A 16,161-nucleotide genomic window follows, 5' to 3' on the forward strand; every position below is an offset into this window, starting at 1 on the left:
ATCGCGAGTCGGCGCCGTAGATTGGCACCGTGAGACGACACATACCGTTCGAACGACTCCACAACTTCCGTGACCTGGGCGGCTATCGGACCGCCGACGGCGGGACCGTGCGGTGGGAGACCCTCTACCGCTCCGACTCCCTCGCCAAGCTCGCGGACGCCGGATCCGCCGACCTGGAGCGCTTCCGCGCGCTGAACGTGGCCACGGTGATCGACCTGCGCTACCCGTGGGAGATCGCCGCCAAGGGCCGCCTGCCGGAGACCGAGGACGTCTCCTGGCACAACCTCTCCATCGAGCACCGCCCCTACGACCAGGCGGAGATCGACCCGGACCTCGACCCCTGGCGCTACCTCGCCGACCGGTTCGCCGAAGTCGCGGAGGACGGCGCGGTGGAACTCCGTACCGCCCTCGAAGTCATCGCCTCCGCCGACGGCCCCCTCGTCTTCCACTGCGCCTCCGGGAAGGACCGTACGGGGCTGCTCGCCGCCGTCGTCCTCGCCCTCGTGGGCGTCCCGGACGACGAGATCCTCGCGGACTTCGCGCTCACCGAGCTGGCCACGGAACGGCTGATCGCCGACTGGCGGGCATCGCATCCGGGCCGCGAGCTGCGCTGGCCGGGCTACGGCCGGGCACCCGCCGACATCATCCGACTGTTCCTCGCGGACCTGCGCGCGCGGTACGGCTCCGTGGACGCGTACGTCACCGGCCACGTCGGGCTCGACCCGGCGGTGGTGACGGCGCTCAGGGCCCGGCTGGTCGATGTCGACGCCAACGCCGACACCAAGACCAACACCAACATCGACACCGACACCGACGTCGCTCCGTCCTAGCCGCGTCGTTCGAAGGAGAAGAGCTGGCCGGACGCGTCCGGCGCGCAGGGCGCCTGGGCCAGCTTCGCCCAGGCCGCCTCGCGGTCACCGACGACGGTGACGCATGTGCCGGGGGTGGCGGAGCCGACCGGGACGATCCGATGGCCCCGGACCGGGCCCCGGCCGTAAGGCTCCAGGGCGAAGGCCTCGACCCTGCTCGGGTCCCCGCACTCGGAGTCCTCGTACGCCGAGTCGGGTATCCGGCCGCCGGAGGGTATGCCCGAGCAGCCGGGCCCGAAGTCGGGATGGTCCGAAACGATCCTCCACCGGCCGGCGCCCACCGCCGCGAGGGAGTAGAGCGGGAAGCCCGACTCGGCGCACGGCACCTGATGGACCTGTCCGGTCCGGGTCCCGCGCCGCTCGCCGAGGCAGAAGTCCGTGCCCACGACCCGGATGCGTACGTCCCCGGCGGCGGGGGCGGTGACCGTCACGGCGGGGGTCGTACGGGCCGGCTTACCGGCGGGACCCGTGCCGCCGTCGCGGAGGAAGGCGACGACGCTGACCCCGGCGAGGACGAGCCCGGCCACCGCGACCGTGGCGACGACCGCGCGCCGTATCCGGGACGGGGTCGGGAGCGGGTGCCCGGTGCGGGCCGTGACCGAGCCGCGGCCGGACGGCCGGGCGTCGGCTGGGGGCAGGGAGGGCCAGGGGTCGGTCCTCTCCGGGGTGCCGGGTGCGTCCGGGGGCCCGGGGATCGACGAGCGACCGGCCGTCGCACTCGCGGACTCCACCGGTCCGGCCGCCTCGGCCGCCGCCTCGGCCGCCGCCTCGACCTCATCGGCCGGCACCCCCGAGGACTCCACCGTGCCCGGCTCGACGGGCTCGACCGGCTCGACCGCATCGGCCGCCGCCCTGGCCCCGTCCCCCTCGTCCCCCTCGTCCACGGCGTCCGCCCCGGCAGGCGTGTCCGTCCCCCGGCCCGCCAGCTCCCTCCGTACCGTCCGCCACCGCGCCAGTTCACCCGGCGCCACCCCGCACGCGCGGACGAACACGGTCAGGAGTTCCTCGCGGGGCAGGGTGGCGCGGGCCAGCATGTTCGCCACGGTGGAGCGGGGCAGGACGTCCCCTCTCGCCTCCGCGCGGGCCGAGAGCTCGCGGTAGGTCAGGCCCGACCAGTCCTTGAGCGCCTGGAGGCACGCGAGGAACTCGGCGGGGGTCCGTGCGCCCCGCGGGTCAGGGGTGTGCCGCCCCGGTGTCATCCGCGCCTCTTCCCTTCCGCCGGACAGGGTTGGGACATGTCCGGGACAGGCCCCAAGCCTTGTTGATCTCGCGCTCCGGCTCAAGAGTGGAACTCGGCATTTCCAGGGGTGATGCCGGGCACGGCGAAGTGGCCCCGACCGTCCACGGGGGGACGGTCGGGGCCACTCGGTGTGTCCGCGTCCCGGGGCAGATCCGGGACAGGTCGGGACGGAGGTCCCGGCGGCGGGGCCGGACGGCCGGCCCCGCAGGGGTCCGTCAGAAGACCGACTCGGCCTCGCGCATGCGGTCCGCGGGGACCGTCTTGAGGCGGGTCACGGCCTCGGCGAGGGGCACCATCTCGACGCCCGTGCCGCGCAGCGCCGTCATCCTGCCGAAGTCGCCGCGGTGCGCGGCCTCCACCGCGTGCCAGCCGAAGCGGGTCGCGAGCACCCGGTCGTACGCGGTCGGCGTGCCGCCGCGCTGGACGTGGCCGAGGATGACCGGGCGGGCCTCCTTGCCGAGGCGCCGCTCCAGCTCGACGGCGAGCTGGTTGCCGATGCCCTGGAAGCGCTCGTGACCGAACTGGTCGATCTCGCCCTTCTTGTACTCCATCGACCCCTCGGCCGGGTGGGCGCCCTCGGCGACGCAGATGACGGCGAACTTCTTGCCGCGGGCGAACCGCTCCTCGACCATCTTCACCAGGTCGTCGACCTGGAAGGGCCGCTCGGGAAGGCAGATGCCGTGCGCGCCGCCGGCCATGCCGGACTCCAGGGCGATCCAGCCGGCATGGCGGCCCATCACCTCGACGACCATCACCCGCTGGTGGGACTCGGCGGTGGTCTTGAGGCGGTCCATCGCCTCGGTGGCGACGCCGACGGCGGTGTCGAAGCCGAAGGTGCGGTCCGTGGACGAGATGTCGTTGTCGATCGTCTTCGGGACGCCGACGACGGGCATGCCGGCGTCGGAGAGCATCCGGGCGGCGGTCAGGGTGCCTTCGCCGCCGATCGGGATGAGGACGTCGATGCCGTACTCGCGGGCCAGGTCGGGGGCGGATGCGGCGGCCTCGGCGAGCCGGTTCCGCTCCAGTCGGGCGGAGCCGAGGATGGTGCCGCCGCGGGCCAGGATGCCGCTGACGGCGTTGAGGTCGAGGGGGCGGAAGTGGCCGTCGAGGAGGCCCTTGAACCCGTCCTCGAAGCCGATGACTTCGTCGTTGTGGCCGGTCAGCGCCCGGTGCACGACCGACCGGATCACTGCGTTCAGGCCGGGGCAGTCGCCGCCTGCGGTGAGGACTCCGATGCGCATCGTGCTGTGTCTCCTGCTCGGTCGCGTTCCTTGGTGAGCCACAGCGATTCTCACACGCCCGGCCTGGAGGACGCGCTCGCGACCGCTCCGCGCGTTCCTCCCGCGGCCCTCGCGGAGGCCTTTCGTCCCGGGCTTCCGGGCCCTTCGTCCGGCGGGCGACCTAACTATCGGCGGGGGTATTGTCAAGGGGGTAATGCCGCCCTATCGGGGCTTTCCGAGCACAGCAGGTTGACGCGAGGGACGACGGCGTCGGTCGGCGTACGGGCCGCGAGCGTGCCGCTCGCCCCGGCTCCGCGAGTCCCGTTTTCCGCAGGACTGGACAGGAGACCACGGCGTGACGCGCAGCGTGTACGTGACCGGGATCGACCGCGGTGACGGCCGCCAGGTCGTCGAGCTGGGAGTCATGGAGCTCCTCACCCGTCAGGTGGACCGGGTGGGGGTGTTCCGGCCGCTGGTGCACGACGGTCCCGACCGGTTGTTCGACCTGCTGCGCACCCGCTACCGGCTTCCGCAGGACGCCTCGACGGTCTACGGCATGGACTACCACGAGGCCTCCGCACTCCAGGCCGAGCGCGGCACCGACGAGCTGGTCTCGCAGCTGGTCGACCGTTTCCACACGGTCGCCCGCGAGTACGAGGTCGTCCTGGTGCTCGGCACCGACTTCGCCGCCACCCAGCTCCCCGACGAACTGGCGCTCAACGCCCGGCTCGCCAACGAGTTCGGCGCCTCCGTCATCCCGGTCGTCGGCGGCAAGGGCCAGTCGGCGGAGTCCGTACGGTCCGAGGCGCGCAACGCCTTCCGGGCGTACGACGGACTCGGCTGCGACGTGCTCGCGATGATCGTCAACCGGGTGGCGGGCGAGGACCGGGAGGTCATCGCCGAGCGGCTCAGGGCCCGGCTGCCCGTGCCCTGCTACGTCCTGCCGGACGAGCCGGCGCTCGCCGCGCCCACCGTCGCCCAGATCAAGCACGCGCTCGGCGCCTCCGTGGTCCTCGGCGACGACGCGGGCCTCGCGCGCGACGCCCTGGACTTCGTCTTCGGCGGCGCCATGCTGCCGAACTTCCTCAACGCGCTGACCCCCGGCTGTCTGGTCGTCACGCCCGGGGACCGGGCCGACCTGGTCGTCGGGGCGCTCGCCGCGCACTCGGCCGGCACCCCGCCGATCGCCGGTGTGCTGCTCACCCTGAACGAGCGGCCCAGCGACGAGATCCTGACCCTGGCGGCCCGCCTCGCGCCGGGCACCCCGGTCATCTCCGTACCGGGCAACAGCTTCCCGACCGCCACCGAACTCTTCGCGCTGGAGGGCAAGCTGAACGCGGCCACTCCGCGCAAGGCGGAGACGGCGCTCGGCCTGTTCGAGCGGCACGTGGACACGGCCGACCTGCTCAAGCGGGTCTCGGTGGCCCGCAGCGGCCGGGTCACCCCGATGATGTTCGAGCACGAGCTGATCGAGCAGGCGCGTGCCGACCGGCGCCGGGTGGTGCTCCCCGAGGGCACCGAGGAGCGGGTGCTGCGCGCCGCCGACGTGCTGCTGCGCCGTGACGTCTGCGACCTGACGCTGCTCGGCGACGTCGAGATCATCCGCAAGAAGGCCGCCGACCTGGGCATCACGCTCGCCGGCACCCAGTTGATCGACCCGCAGACCTCGGAGCTCCGGGACTCCTTCGCGGAGAAGTACGCAGCGCTCCGGGCCCACAAGGGCGTCACCGTGGAGCTGGCGTACGACGTCGTCTCGGACGTCAACTACTTCGGCACGCTGATGGTCCAGGAGGGCCTGGCCGACGGCATGGTCTCCGGTTCCGTGCACTCCACGGCCGCGACGATCCGCCCCGCCTTCGAGATCATCAAGACGAAGCCTGGGGGCACCTCCCATAGCGAAGCTTCTGGGGGAGCGTCGATCGTCTCCTCGGTGTTCTTCATGTGCCTGGCCGACAAGGTCCTGGTGTACGGCGACTGCGCGGTCAACCCGGATCCGAACGCCGAGCAGCTCGCGGACATCGCGGTCCAGTCGGCGGCCACCGCGGCCCGCTTCGGCGTCGAGCCGCGGATAGCGATGCTCTCGTACTCGACCGGCACCTCGGGCTCCGGCGCCGATGTCGACAAGGTGCGGGAGGCGACCAAGCTGGTCCGCGCGGCGCACCCGGAGCTGCGGATCGAGGGGCCCATCCAGTACGACGCCGCCGTCGAGCCCTCGGTCGCGGCGACGAAGCTGCCGGGCTCGGAGGTGGCGGGGCAGGCGACCGTGCTGATCTTCCCGGACCTCAACACCGGCAACAACACCTACAAGGCCGTGCAGCGTTCGGCCGGCGCCGTGGCCGTCGGCCCGGTGCTGCAGGGTCTGCGCAAGCCCGTGAACGACCTCTCGCGCGGCGCGCTCGTCAGCGACATCGTCAACACGGTCGCCATCACGGCGATCCAGTCCCAGGTCCCGTCCCAGGGTGAGGAGCTCACCGCATGACCACCCCGACCCCTCCTTCCGCCTCCCGGGTCCTGGTCCTGAACTCCGGCTCATCGTCGGTGAAGTACCAGCTGCTCGACATGCGTGACGACAGCCGGCTGGCCCAGGGCCTGGTCGAGCGCATCGGCGAGGAGACCTCGCGGCTCGTGCACACTCCGCTGCAGGGCGGTGGTGGCGAGAAGCGCGAGAAGACCGGTCCGATCGCCGACCACGCGGCCGCGCTGAAGGCGGTCGCCGAGGAGCTGGCGGCGGACGGGCTCGGGCTCGACTCCCCCGAGCTGGCGGCGATCGGTCACCGGGTGGTGCACGGCGGGCTGCGGTTCACCGAGCCGACGGTGATCGACGACGAGGTGCTCGCGGAGATCGAGCGGCTCGTCCCGGTGGCGCCGCTGCACAACCCGGCGAACCTCACGGGGATCCGTACGGCGACGGCGCTCCGCCCGGACCTGCCGCAGGTCGCGGTCTTCGACACGGCCTTCCACACGACGATGCCGGAGTCGGCGGCGCGGTACGCGATCGACGTGGAGACCGCCGACGCGTACCGGATCCGGCGGTACGGCTTCCACGGCACCTCGCACGCGTACGTCTCGCGGGAGACGGCGAGGCTGCTGGGCAAGGAGCCGGCGGAGGTGAACGTGATCGTGCTGCACCTGGGCAACGGCGCGTCCGCCTCGGCGGTGCGGGGAGGCAGGTGCGTGGACACCTCGATGGGGCTGACCCCGCTGGAGGGCCTGGTCATGGGCACCCGCTCGGGAGACATCGATCCCGCGGTGACCTTCCACCTGAAGCGGGTTGCGGGCATGTCGGCCGACGAGATCGACGCCCTGCTGAACAAGAAGTCCGGTCTGGTCGGGCTCTGCGGCGACAACGACATGCGGGAGATCCGCCGCCGGATCGACGAGGGCGACGAGCGTGCGGCGCTCGCCTTCGACATCTACATCCACCGTCTGAAGAAGTACATCGGCGCGTATTACGCGGTGCTCGGCCGAGTGGACGCGGTGGCGTTCACGGCGGGGGTCGGGGAGAACGCGGCCCCGGTGCGGGAGGCTGCGATCACGGGCCTGGAGGAGCTGGGGCTCGCGGTGGACGCGGACCTCAACGCGGTGCGTTCGGACGAGGCGCGGCTCATCTCGCCGAACTACGCGCGGGTGGCGGTCGCCGTGGTGCCGACGGACGAGGAGCTGGAGATCGCCCGCCAGACCTTCGCTCTGGTGGGCGGGGAAGCGCTCGGAGGAGTGAACGCCTGAGCACCCCCGCGCCCATTTGTACTTTCCACCAGACGGAATATTCCGCAGTGAAACAAACCGATAGGATCCGCCTCATGCGCCGTTCCAAAATCGTCTGCACGCTGGGCCCCGCCGTCGACTCCTATGAGCAGCTGAAGGCTCTCATCGAGGCCGGCATGAACGTGGCCCGATTCAACTTCAGCCACGGATCCCAGGCAGAGCACCAGGAGCGGTACGACCGCGTCCGGCAGGTCTCCGCCGACACCGGGCGCGCCGTCGGAGTCCTCGCCGACCTCCAGGGCCCCAAGATCCGCCTCGAGACCTTCGCCGAGGGCCCGGTCGAGCTGGTGCGCGGTGACGAGTTCACCATCACCACCGACGACGTCCCCGGCGACAAGTCCATCTGCGGCACCACCTACAAGGGCCTGCCCGGCGATGTCTCCAAGGGCGACCAGGTCCTGATCAACGACGGCAACGTCGAACTGCGGGTCGTCGAGGTCGAGGGCCCCCGGGTCAAGACGATCGTCGTCGAGGGCGGTGTCATCTCCGACCACAAGGGCATCAACCTGCCCGGTGCGGCGGTCAACGTCCCCGCCCTGTCGGAGAAGGACGTCGACGACCTCCGCTTCGCGCTCCGCATGGGCTGCGACATGGTCGCCCTCTCCTTCGTCCGCGACGCCGACGACGTCAAGGACGTCCACAAGGTGATGGACGAGGAGGGCCGCCGGGTCCCCGTCATCGCCAAGGTGGAGAAGCCCCAGGCCGTCGAGAACATGGAGGCCGTCGTCGCGGCCTTCGACGCGGTCATGGTGGCCCGTGGCGACCTCGCCGTCGAGTACCCGCTGGAGCGGGTCCCGATGGTGCAGAAGCGCCTCGTCGAGATGTGCCGCCGCAACGCCAAGCCGGTGATCGTCGCGACCCAGATGATGGAGTCGATGATCACCAACTCGCGTCCGACCCGCGCCGAGGCGAGCGACGTCGCCAACGCCATCCTGGACGGTGCGGACGCGGTCATGCTGTCGGCCGAGTCCTCGGTCGGCGCGTACCCGATCGAGACCGTGAAGACGATGTCGAAGATCGTCACAGCGGCCGAGGAGGAGCTGCTCTCCAAGGGACTCCAGCCCCTGGTCCCGGGCAAGAAGCCGCGCACCCAGGGCGGCTCCGTCGCCCGCGCGGCCTGCGAGATCGCCGACTTCCTCGGCGGCAAGGCGCTGGTCGCCTTCACCCAGTCCGGCGACACGGCCCGCCGCCTCTCGCGCTACCGCGTCCAGCAGCCGATCCTCGCCTTCACGACGGACGCGAACACCCGCAACCAGCTCACCCTGAGCTGGGGCGTCGAGTCCTTCCTCGTCCCCTTCGTGGACAACACGGACGCGATGGTCGACCTGGTGGACGCCGAGCTCCTGAAGCTCCAGCGCTACAACGCGGGCGACACCATGGTCATCACCGCCGGCTCGCCCCCCGGCGTCCCCGGCACGACGAACATGGTCCGCGTCCACCACCTCGGTGGCGGCGAGCAGGCCTAAGTCCCCCCGGACACAAGGATTTACGGCAACGGGCCGCACCTTCCGCGGAAGGTGCGGCCCGTCCGCGTACCGAGAGTAATCTCCCTTTCGCAACGCCCTTCGGCATGCCATGATCATTACGCCTTCGGGGGGAAGGCGGGGGAACCGCGCGCGTGCGACCACGCGCATCCGAAGGAACCGCACTGACCAGCGGCACCTTCGAGGTACCACACAGACCGACGAGACCCACCCCGGCGCATGCGCGACGGGGTGTTCTTCGTGCTTCCTTCCACCCGGGCAGACCGAGTTGTCGATACGACAGGCTGTGAAGTGCGAAAGACGAAACTGCCGGGCAGACGGCGCTCCCTGCGCGCCGGACCGGCGAGACGATGGACATCGGGCATCGTCCTCACGACGGCGGCCGCCCTCCTGGGCGGCCTCGTGACCGCCGCCCCCGCGGCGGCCGACGAACCGGGGGACAACCCCACCGACCCGTGGCTGCGGACCCTCCGCATCAGCCTCGGCGCGACGGAGCGGAAGGACCGGTGCCTCGTCTCCGGCGCCGTCCACTACGGAGGCCCGGAGCTGAAGGCGCTGGCCAACACGGACCTGTCCGGGCCGCCCGCGACGCTGCGCCAGGCCGCGATGTACTGGAACTACGAGCCGTCGATCCTCGCCCAGAAGAAGGACGTCGACGCGGGCCAGGCCTACGCCCAGGCCTACCGGGCGCGCCAGGACAAGATCAACGAGATCAACAAGACCTACGCCTCCCTGAGTTTCTCGCAGGGCCGTGGGTACTACATGCCGGACTTCGGCAAGGACATCCTCACCTTCACCGTCGAGACCCAGCGCAACCTGTACCACCAGTCCTTCGTCGACCCGACGCCCCAGCCGGGCACGGCCGCCGTCGACAAGGCCAAGGAGCTCTTCGACGGCCTGGCCACCGAGGACTTCTGGGCGTCCCAGTACAAGTTCGTGGCGGGTCAGACGCTCGTCGGCTACGGAGCCACCCGGAGCAGCTCGGCCCGTGACATCGCCGACTTCCTGCGCTTCGGCGGATTCCCGAAGACGGCACCCGTGCCGGACTCCCCGGAGTTCCGGAACGAGGTGGAGGCGCTGAAGCTGGCCTGGGCCGGCTGTGACAGCGAGAACCCCATCGACCACTACCGGGCGATGTCCCTGGTGGTCCTCCAGGCCCACACGGAGTGGGAGGCGGAGTACGCGTCCCAGGCCGCGCAGCGCAAGGAGATCGTCACCGCCGAGGCGGCGGCCGCCAAGGAGCTGCGGACCGCCACCGACGCCATGCTGGAGTCGATCCGGCAGGCCTGGCACGCCGACCAGATCCTCTACTGGCAGAAGTACTGGTCCGACAAGAAGAGCTGGTCCAGCTACCCCAAGCCGGCCGAGTTCACCAAGGCGGCCGCCGACCTGAGCACGGCCCGCGCCGCCGCGGCAGCCCAGGTTCCGCTGGCCAACGCCGCCGTGACCCGTGCCAAGACGGCCTCGGACAAGGCCGCCGCCCAGCAGGCCTCCGCGTGGGCGATCGCCGACGCGGCGAAGCTGCCGCGCGGCCGCGGTCTGATGTACGCGCAGCAGTCGGTGCAGGTGGCGAAGGCCTCCTACGCCGCCACGCAGGCCGCCGCCAAGACCGCCCTGACCGCGTCCAACGCGGCCAAGGCCACCGCCGCCGACAGCGGCGCGCTCTACTCGCTGAGCCAGACCCAGGCCCACGCCCTCGCCACCGAGTTCCGCAGGGCCGCCGCCCAGGAGGCCGCCGCCCAGGCCAAGGCCGCCATGCTGGCCGCCGAGGCGCAGGCGAAGGAAGCCGCCGCCAACGCGACCAGGGCGAAGAAGGCACAGGCCACCGCCGAGGCCGCCGAGCAGACCGCCAAGGCCGGTGCGGCCGAGGCCAAGCGTCAGCGCGCCATCGCGGAGGCCGAGAAGGCGAACGCGGCCCGGGAGCGGGCCACCGCGACCCGCGAGCGGGAGAAGGCCGCCGCCGCCGAGGCGCGTGCGCAGACCGAGCGCGAGGCCGCCGGGCGGGCCCGTACCTCCGCCGAGGGGTCCGCGGCCACCGCGGCCGCCGAGCGCGAGGCGGCCGAGGCCGCCGAGGGCCGGGCCGCCATCGCGCGCTCGACCGCCGAGGCCGCGGAGCGGAACAAGGACGCGAAGGCCTCGCGGGCCGCGGCGCTCGAAGCCGCCGCCGCGGCCTCCGAGGGCACCACCGACGCCGGGGAGGCGCGGCAGGCCGCGACCGCGGCCCGTGCCGCCGCCAACGACGCGACGGACGCGGCCGGCCGGGCCCGGACCGCCGCCGACGAGGCGTCCACCGCGGCGGTCAACGCCCGTGCCGCCGCCACCCGTTCGGCAGCGGCGGCCTCGCGTTCCCGCGCGGCGGCCGACAACGCGTGGTCGGCCTACCTGACCACCAACGCGGCCGCGGCCACCGCCCACGCGGCGGCTGCCGAGGCCATCGACGCCGCCGCCGACGCCAAGGCCAACGCCCGTGCGGCGGAGGCCGAGGCCAAGAAGGCCCAGGCCGCGGCCATCAAGGCCCGCCAGGAGGCGACCGCGGCGAAGGCCGAGGCCGCCGAGACGGCGGCCTGGGCCGCCAAGACCGCCGGTTTCGCCTTCGCGGCCGGGCAGTCGGCCGCCGGTGCCCGTGACGCGGCCCGTGCGGTGACCACGGCCGCCGACGAGGCCATCGCGGTGGGCAGCCCGTACCGGGAGACGGACATCTCGGCCGCTTTCGCGGTCCTGGTGGGCCAGACCGCCAAGCCGCTCGCCGAGCAGCAGGCGGCCGCCGCGGAGGCCAAGGCGAAGGAGGCGGCGAAGGCCGCGGCCGAGGCCAAGGCGCTCGCGGACAAGGCCGCGGGTGACGCCAAGATCGCGGCGCAGGCCTCGGCCGCCGCTGCCGCCGACGCGGCCAAGGCGCTGGAGCACGTGGCCGCGGCCCGCGCTTCGGCGGCGGAAGCCGCCAAGGCCGCGGAGGCGGCCAAGAAGGCGGACGCCAAGGCGCAGGAGTACGACGCGCAGGCCGGCGCCGACGCCATGCAGGCGTCGTTCGCCGCGAGCGACGCCGAGTCGGAGGCCATGGCCGCCGACGGCGAGGCGACCGCCGCCGAGCGTGACGCCGCCTCCGCCCGTTCCTCGGCGTCCGCCGCCGAGCAGGACGCCGGCAGCGCCCGTAACACCGCCACCAAGGCGGAGGAGGACGCCACCGCCGCCGAGGGCGCCGCCACCCGCGCGGTGGAGAGCGCCACGGAGGCCGACAAGGCGGCCGACCGGGCCGAGGCCGTGGAGCGCGAGGCGGAGCAGCAGGCGATCGAGGAGCGCGTCGAGGCCAACGGCGAGGACGCCGGCCCCGAGCTCACGCTCGACGAGGAGGGCCTGCTGCTGCGCGAGTGCGGCGAGGAGTGCGTCGAGGCCTTCCGCGCCGCGAAGGCGCTGACCGGCCAGGGCGTCCTCGACTGGCTCGTCAAGAACGGCGGCGAGATCCTCCTGGAGGAGATCGGCTACCGCGACCTGGAGCGCTGCTTCACCAAGGGCGACATCGAGAGCTGCCTGTGGACGCTGGCGAAGCTCGTGCCCGTCTCCAAGGTCTTCTCCGTGGGCAAGGCGATCGTCCGGGTGGCCAGCGGCATCGGCGGCTTCCTGGAGAAGTCCGTCACCGCCAAGCGGAAGCTCGACAAGTTCCGCAAGATCATCGATGACGCCAAGCAGGGCAAGGGCAAGGCCTGCCCGATCAAGCCCAAGCCCGTGTCCGCGCGCTCCGCGTCGTTCGCCGGCGCTTCGGGGGCGGGCACCGCGTTCGGCGCCGCTCCGGCGGTGGCCGGTACGGCCCGCGCCTCCCTGGCGGCGACGAGCCCGCAGTACCCGGGTGTCGGCACGATCGTGAACGAGGCCGGCATCACCATCCAGATCTACTCCAACGACCACGCCCCGCCGCACGCGCACGTCCAGGGCAAGGGCGCGGAGGTCCGGATCGGTATGAACGGCAAGCCGATCCTCAACGACAAGCCGCCGACCCGGCTCCAGCAGGCCGTCATCGACAACAACATCCGTACCATCAGGGAGAACATCCGAGCAGCCATGGAAAGGTTCAAGGCCAATGGCGGATGCTGACGTCTCCCCGGAACTGCGGGAAGCGCTGCGCGGTCTTGAGGACCGGCTCGGCACGACGGTGACCGACGTGACCGACGGTCACGCCCGCTGGGAGCTGTACCGGGCCGCCCTCGCGTCCGACGCGGCCCGGCCCGGCCTGCTGGCCGCGGTCGTCGCCGAATCGGACGGCGCACTCGCGTCCGGGGTCGTCGGCGAGGCCCTGGAAAGGGTGCCCCGCGCCGACCGGAACGTCTGGGTCGAGGCCCTCTCCCCTTCGGTGCGCGCGTTCAGCGAGCGCCGGGCGCGTGAGCTGGGCGTCCTGGAGGACCTCCGGTCCGGGGCCGTGGCCCCGGTGCCGGACGCCGGGTCGGTCGCCGACTGGAGCGACTGGCTCCAGCTGCGGATCGCCGCCGAGGTGTCCGACGGGGCGGTCCTCCGACTCCTGGCCGAGTCGGGCCGCACCAAGCGGATCAGGCGCGCGGCGACCGAGTCGCTCGGCTGACGCACCGGTACGACACGAACGACGGCCTCCTCGCCCGGAAGGGCGGGGAGGCCGTCGCGTGACAGGGCTCAGGGAGTCAGCTGGGCTCGATCGTGTTGTGGAGGCCGGGGATCCGGAGCGTGCCGCCGAACTGGCCGGCCTGCTTGAGCTTGACGTTGGTGAAGACGACCCACGGGAGGTCCAACGGGGGCGGGGACTCCGGACCGAAGGTGACCGGGACGAGACCGAAGAGGTTGCCCTTCAGCTCCTCCGTGTACATCGTCACCGTGCCGTCGGTGATGGTCGACGTCTTGTCCAGCGGGTTCCTTGGCTGGGAGCGGACGTGGGCGCTGAGTCCCTCGGAGTGCTCCGTGATCTGGTGCAGATGGTCGATCCCCACCGACGACGCGGTGAACTTCAGCACCTTCTTGATCTTTCCGCCGTAGGTCTTCACCTCGACGATGCCGTGGTACTTCAGGCCCTTCAGTTCGAGCTTCGTGGTCTCCAGGCGCCACGGTGCGTCCGGGAGCAGCGGTATGCCGGGCTCCAGATCGGCCGCCGCGAGGGCGGCGTCGTCACGCTCGGGGCACGGGAAGCGGGGCTTGGCGCCCTCGGGTATGTCCTCGTCCTTCTTGGCGTCGAGGCCCTTGGCGCTCTCGGGCAGCTCCTTGACCGCGACACCGGCCTTCTCGGCGGCCTCGCGGATCGCGGCCTTCGTCGCCTCGGTGCCCGGGGCGTCGGCGGGCGGCTTCGGCGCCGTGGCCGTCGGCTTCGGCGTGGTCGGCGCGTCGTCGTCCGCCGCCGGCTCGGTCGGGGCCTGGGTGGGGGCCTTGGTCGGGGCCTGGGTCGTCGGGGCCGCCGTCGTGGGCGTCACCGTCGGCTCGGGGTCCGGGCCGTCGAACAGGTCCTTGAGCGCGTCGCCCACGCCCAGCGGGTCGAGCGGGTTCTTCGACTTCGTCGGCGTGGGTGTGGCCGTCGGCGTCGGCGTCGCGGTCGGGGCGGTGGTGGTCTTCGCCTGCTCCTGCGTCCGCTGGGTGGTCGCCTGCCCGGTCTCCGTCGCGGTCGGCGTCGGGGCCCCGGTGGCGGTCGGGGTCGCGGTGGCGGTCGGCGTGACCGTCGCGGTCGACGAAGGCGTCGAGGACGGGGTGGCGGACGCGGTCGGCTTCGCCGTCTCGGCCGGCTTCTTCGTCTCCGTGGCCTCCGGCGTCGGCTCGTCCGAGCGCGTCACACAGGGGCCGGCCGCGTAGGGGAAGTCCTTGTCGTCGGCGAGGGCGATCTTGGGCGTGAGGCCCATGCCCACGAGCACCGCGGTCGGCATGGCGGCCAGCGCCATGGCCTTGCCCGCAGGGCCCTGGATCCTGTTCAGCAGCGACTTGCGTGGGGCCGCGTGCCGCGGGCCACCCTTCGCGAGCGCCGACTGAGTCTCGTCACCCCGCACTGTTCCTCCCGCCGTTGGCGTCGATCGTCGTTTCGGTGGCGTGGTGCTCCGCCTCGCGCTGCTCCGGAACGCCGGCGGCGTACAGGGCCTCGGTCTCGGACTCGTGCGCGTGCGTGGCCTCCTCCGAGGCCTCCGGCTCGTCGTCGTGCTCCGCCTCAGAGGTCGCCTCGACCGGTGGTGCAGGCGCCCAGGCGACGGACATGCCGCCTCCGATGAGGGCGAACAAGAACCCGACGCCCAGACCGCCGAAGTTCGACACCGGGATGGAGACCAGCCCGAGGACGATGGTCGCGATGCCCGCGAAGACACGCACGATGGCCTGGAACCACATCGTGAATCCGAGCGTGATGAGCAGCACTCCGATGATGAGCGCGCCGGATCCGGCGGTCGTCTTCATGGCGAGGGTGACGTTGCCGAGCCGCATGTCCCCGTACGGGAGGTAGGCGATCGGCACACCACCGATGATCGTGAACAGCCCCGCCCAGAAGGGCCGGGTCTGCCGCCAGACCTTGAACCGGTTGTCCTGCTTGGGGACTCCGCGGGAGGCAGGGGTCTCGGCGCTCATGGAAACAGCTCCCTGGAAGCGGTGTTGCTGAGAAAAGGTGGAGAGGCGGGGACGAACCCCGGAGGGGGTGCGGGCCGCCGGGGCGGCCCGCACCCGAGGACCGGATCAGTCCTGGAAGCACTCCTTCGAGGTGCCCCGGTGCAGGGACAGGCTCAGGTTGGGGAGCTTGAACGTCGCGGCCGTGGTCGCCCAGGCCTTCTGCTCGACGTTGTTGAGGGTGGCCTCCTCGGCGCGCTGAGCGAAGCCGTTCAGGTTGACCCTGTCCGAGGGCGTGCCCGGCGCGACGCCGGGCTTGTTCTTGTCCTCGGCGTTCAGCGCGCCCGTGGCCACGCCGATGTCGATCTTCTTGAACTCGGCGTCCGCCTTCAGCGAAGAGACATCGAGGTAGATGTCCTTGGCGTAGACGCGCTTGTTCTTGTCCTTGGCACCCTCGGTGCCGGCGGTCAGCTGAAGGGTGACGTCACCGATGAACGGCACCTTCGGCGTCACGACCGACTGGCACATCTCGGTGATGTAGGCCTCGGAGAAGCCGGAGACGGCGACGGGGGCCGCGAAGGGCTTGCCTTCGAGGTCCTTGCCGGCGTCCACGCTGCCGTACTGGACGAAGTCGTAGCCCTCGAGGCTCTTCGCCTTAACCTTGAACTCCTGGCCGGAGATCGCGAACGACGCGGCGAGCGCACCCTGGGCCAGACCGACACCGATCGCGGCCGTCGCGGCCACGCTCGGGACCATGACGACGGCGAACCGCTTCCATCTGGTTCCGCCACGAACCTGGGACTTCATGAGAATTCCTCCTTCTCGGACGTACATCTCCGGAAGGGCCCGGGGCCCGTCCTGGGATGGGAGAAGAGCTACGTCCTCGGAAAGGAGAGCGCCGAGGCATCAGGCGGCGCGTAGCGCGTCCGAATCACCGGCGATCACCCCCGAGCGACAACCATGGGCCGCGCATTGGCGCACGACCTGATTGGACAGGCCCCGTTCGGTGGGAGCGGGAACCCCCCTGTCCATGACCGGTGCCGGAACACCGGTCCGCC

11 protein-coding genes are annotated in these 16,161 nt (G+C 72.0%); 6 read left to right on the plus strand and 5 right to left on the minus strand.

The features are described 5' to 3' along the window. Positions 1 to 29 precede the first annotated feature (29 nt). Positions 30 to 830: a tyrosine-protein phosphatase gene (locus OG259_RS13410; RefSeq protein WP_328942482.1), complete on the plus strand. Its 801-nt coding sequence runs from the start codon at positions 30 to 32 to the stop codon at positions 828 to 830. On the opposite strand, the gene OG259_RS13415 is transcribed toward OG259_RS13410, so the two are convergent. Both OG259_RS13415 and OG259_RS13420 read right to left on the minus strand, forming a co-directional pair. Then, on the minus strand, positions 827 to 2,068 hold the full coding sequence (locus OG259_RS13415; RefSeq protein ID WP_328942483.1) for an RICIN domain-containing protein: 1,242 nt from the start codon (positions 2,066 to 2,068) through the stop codon (positions 827 to 829). The two genes, OG259_RS13410 and OG259_RS13415, sit on opposite strands and share 4 nt — an antisense overlap. Positions 2,069 to 2,324: 256 nt before the next feature. After that, a complete protein-coding gene (locus OG259_RS13420) occupies positions 2,325 to 3,350 on the minus strand; it encodes an ATP-dependent 6-phosphofructokinase (protein WP_328942484.1) in 1,026 nt (341 codons plus the stop codon). Between the two features lie 334 nt (positions 3,351 to 3,684). Between OG259_RS13420 and pta the strand changes: the two genes are divergently transcribed. The 5 genes from pta to OG259_RS13445 all read left to right on the plus strand — a co-directional run bounded on the left by pta (position 3,685) and on the right by OG259_RS13445 (position 13,145). Then, positions 3,685 to 5,808 carry a phosphate acetyltransferase gene (pta, locus tag OG259_RS13425; RefSeq protein ID WP_328942485.1) on the plus strand — a complete coding sequence of 708 codons (2,124 nt, stop codon included), beginning with the start codon at positions 3,685 to 3,687 and terminating at the stop codon, positions 5,806 to 5,808. Then, entirely contained in the window at positions 5,805 to 7,055 is a 1,251-nt protein-coding gene (locus OG259_RS13430; RefSeq protein ID WP_328942486.1) for an acetate kinase, read from the plus strand. The genes pta and OG259_RS13430 overlap by 4 nt, the downstream gene beginning before the upstream one ends. Positions 7,056 to 7,129: 74 nt before the next feature. Then, positions 7,130 to 8,560 (plus strand): pyruvate kinase, encoded by a 1,431-nt coding sequence (pyk, locus tag OG259_RS13435; RefSeq protein WP_266896801.1) that lies wholly within the window; start codon positions 7,130 to 7,132, stop codon positions 8,558 to 8,560. Positions 8,561 to 8,869: 309 nt separating this feature from the next. Continuing rightward, positions 8,870 to 12,664 carry a hypothetical protein gene (locus OG259_RS13440; protein ID WP_328942487.1) on the plus strand — a complete coding sequence of 1,265 codons (3,795 nt, stop codon included), beginning with the start codon at positions 8,870 to 8,872 and terminating at the stop codon, positions 12,662 to 12,664. Beyond that, positions 12,651 to 13,145 (plus strand): hypothetical protein, encoded by a 495-nt coding sequence (locus tag OG259_RS13445; RefSeq protein WP_328942488.1) that lies wholly within the window; start codon positions 12,651 to 12,653, stop codon positions 13,143 to 13,145. The genes OG259_RS13440 and OG259_RS13445 overlap by 14 nt, the downstream gene beginning before the upstream one ends. A 76-nt stretch (positions 13,146 to 13,221) precedes the next feature. Here the strand turns inward: OG259_RS13445 and OG259_RS13450 are convergent, their stop codons facing one another. From OG259_RS13450 to OG259_RS13460, 3 genes are all read right to left on the minus strand, one after another. Next, positions 13,222 to 14,562 carry a hypothetical protein gene (locus OG259_RS13450; protein WP_328942489.1) on the minus strand — a complete coding sequence of 447 codons (1,341 nt, stop codon included), beginning with the start codon at positions 14,560 to 14,562 and terminating at the stop codon, positions 13,222 to 13,224. Further along, the gene (locus tag OG259_RS13455) at positions 14,552 to 15,127 is read right to left on the minus strand and encodes a DUF6114 domain-containing protein (RefSeq protein ID WP_328942490.1); all 576 of its coding nucleotides are present in this window, start codon (positions 15,125 to 15,127) and stop codon (positions 14,552 to 14,554) included. The genes OG259_RS13450 and OG259_RS13455 overlap by 11 nt, the downstream gene beginning before the upstream one ends. A gap of 105 nt (positions 15,128 to 15,232) precedes the next feature. Next, the gene (locus tag OG259_RS13460) at positions 15,233 to 15,910 is read right to left on the minus strand and encodes a DUF6230 family protein (RefSeq protein WP_328942491.1); all 678 of its coding nucleotides are present in this window, start codon (positions 15,908 to 15,910) and stop codon (positions 15,233 to 15,235) included. Positions 15,911 to 16,161: the final 251 nt, after the last annotated feature.

It is taken from the genome of Streptomyces sp. NBC_00250, from assembly GCF_036192275.1.
GTDB lineage: Bacteria > Actinomycetota > Actinomycetes > Streptomycetales > Streptomycetaceae > Streptomyces.

Bases quoted from the DNA above. Each gene is read 5' to 3' on its own strand.
- OG259_RS13415 (WP_328942483.1), bottom strand. From the start codon at position 2,068: ATGACACCGGGGCGGCACACCCCTGACCCGCGGGGCGCACGGACCCCC.
- OG259_RS13420 (WP_328942484.1), bottom strand. From the start codon at position 3,350: ATGCGCATCGGAGTCCTCACCGCAGGCGGCGACTGCCCCGGCCTGAAC.
- OG259_RS13430 (WP_328942486.1), top strand. From the start codon at position 5,805: ATGACCACCCCGACCCCTCCTTCCGCCTCCCGGGTCCTGGTCCTGAAC.
- pyk (WP_266896801.1), top strand. From the start codon at position 7,130: ATGCGCCGTTCCAAAATCGTCTGCACGCTGGGCCCCGCCGTCGACTCC.
- OG259_RS13445 (WP_328942488.1), top strand. From the start codon at position 12,651: ATGGCGGATGCTGACGTCTCCCCGGAACTGCGGGAAGCGCTGCGCGGT.
- OG259_RS13455 (WP_328942490.1), bottom strand. From the start codon at position 15,127: ATGAGCGCCGAGACCCCTGCCTCCCGCGGAGTCCCCAAGCAGGACAAC.
- OG259_RS13460 (WP_328942491.1), bottom strand. From the start codon at position 15,910: ATGAAGTCCCAGGTTCGTGGCGGAACCAGATGGAAGCGGTTCGCCGTC.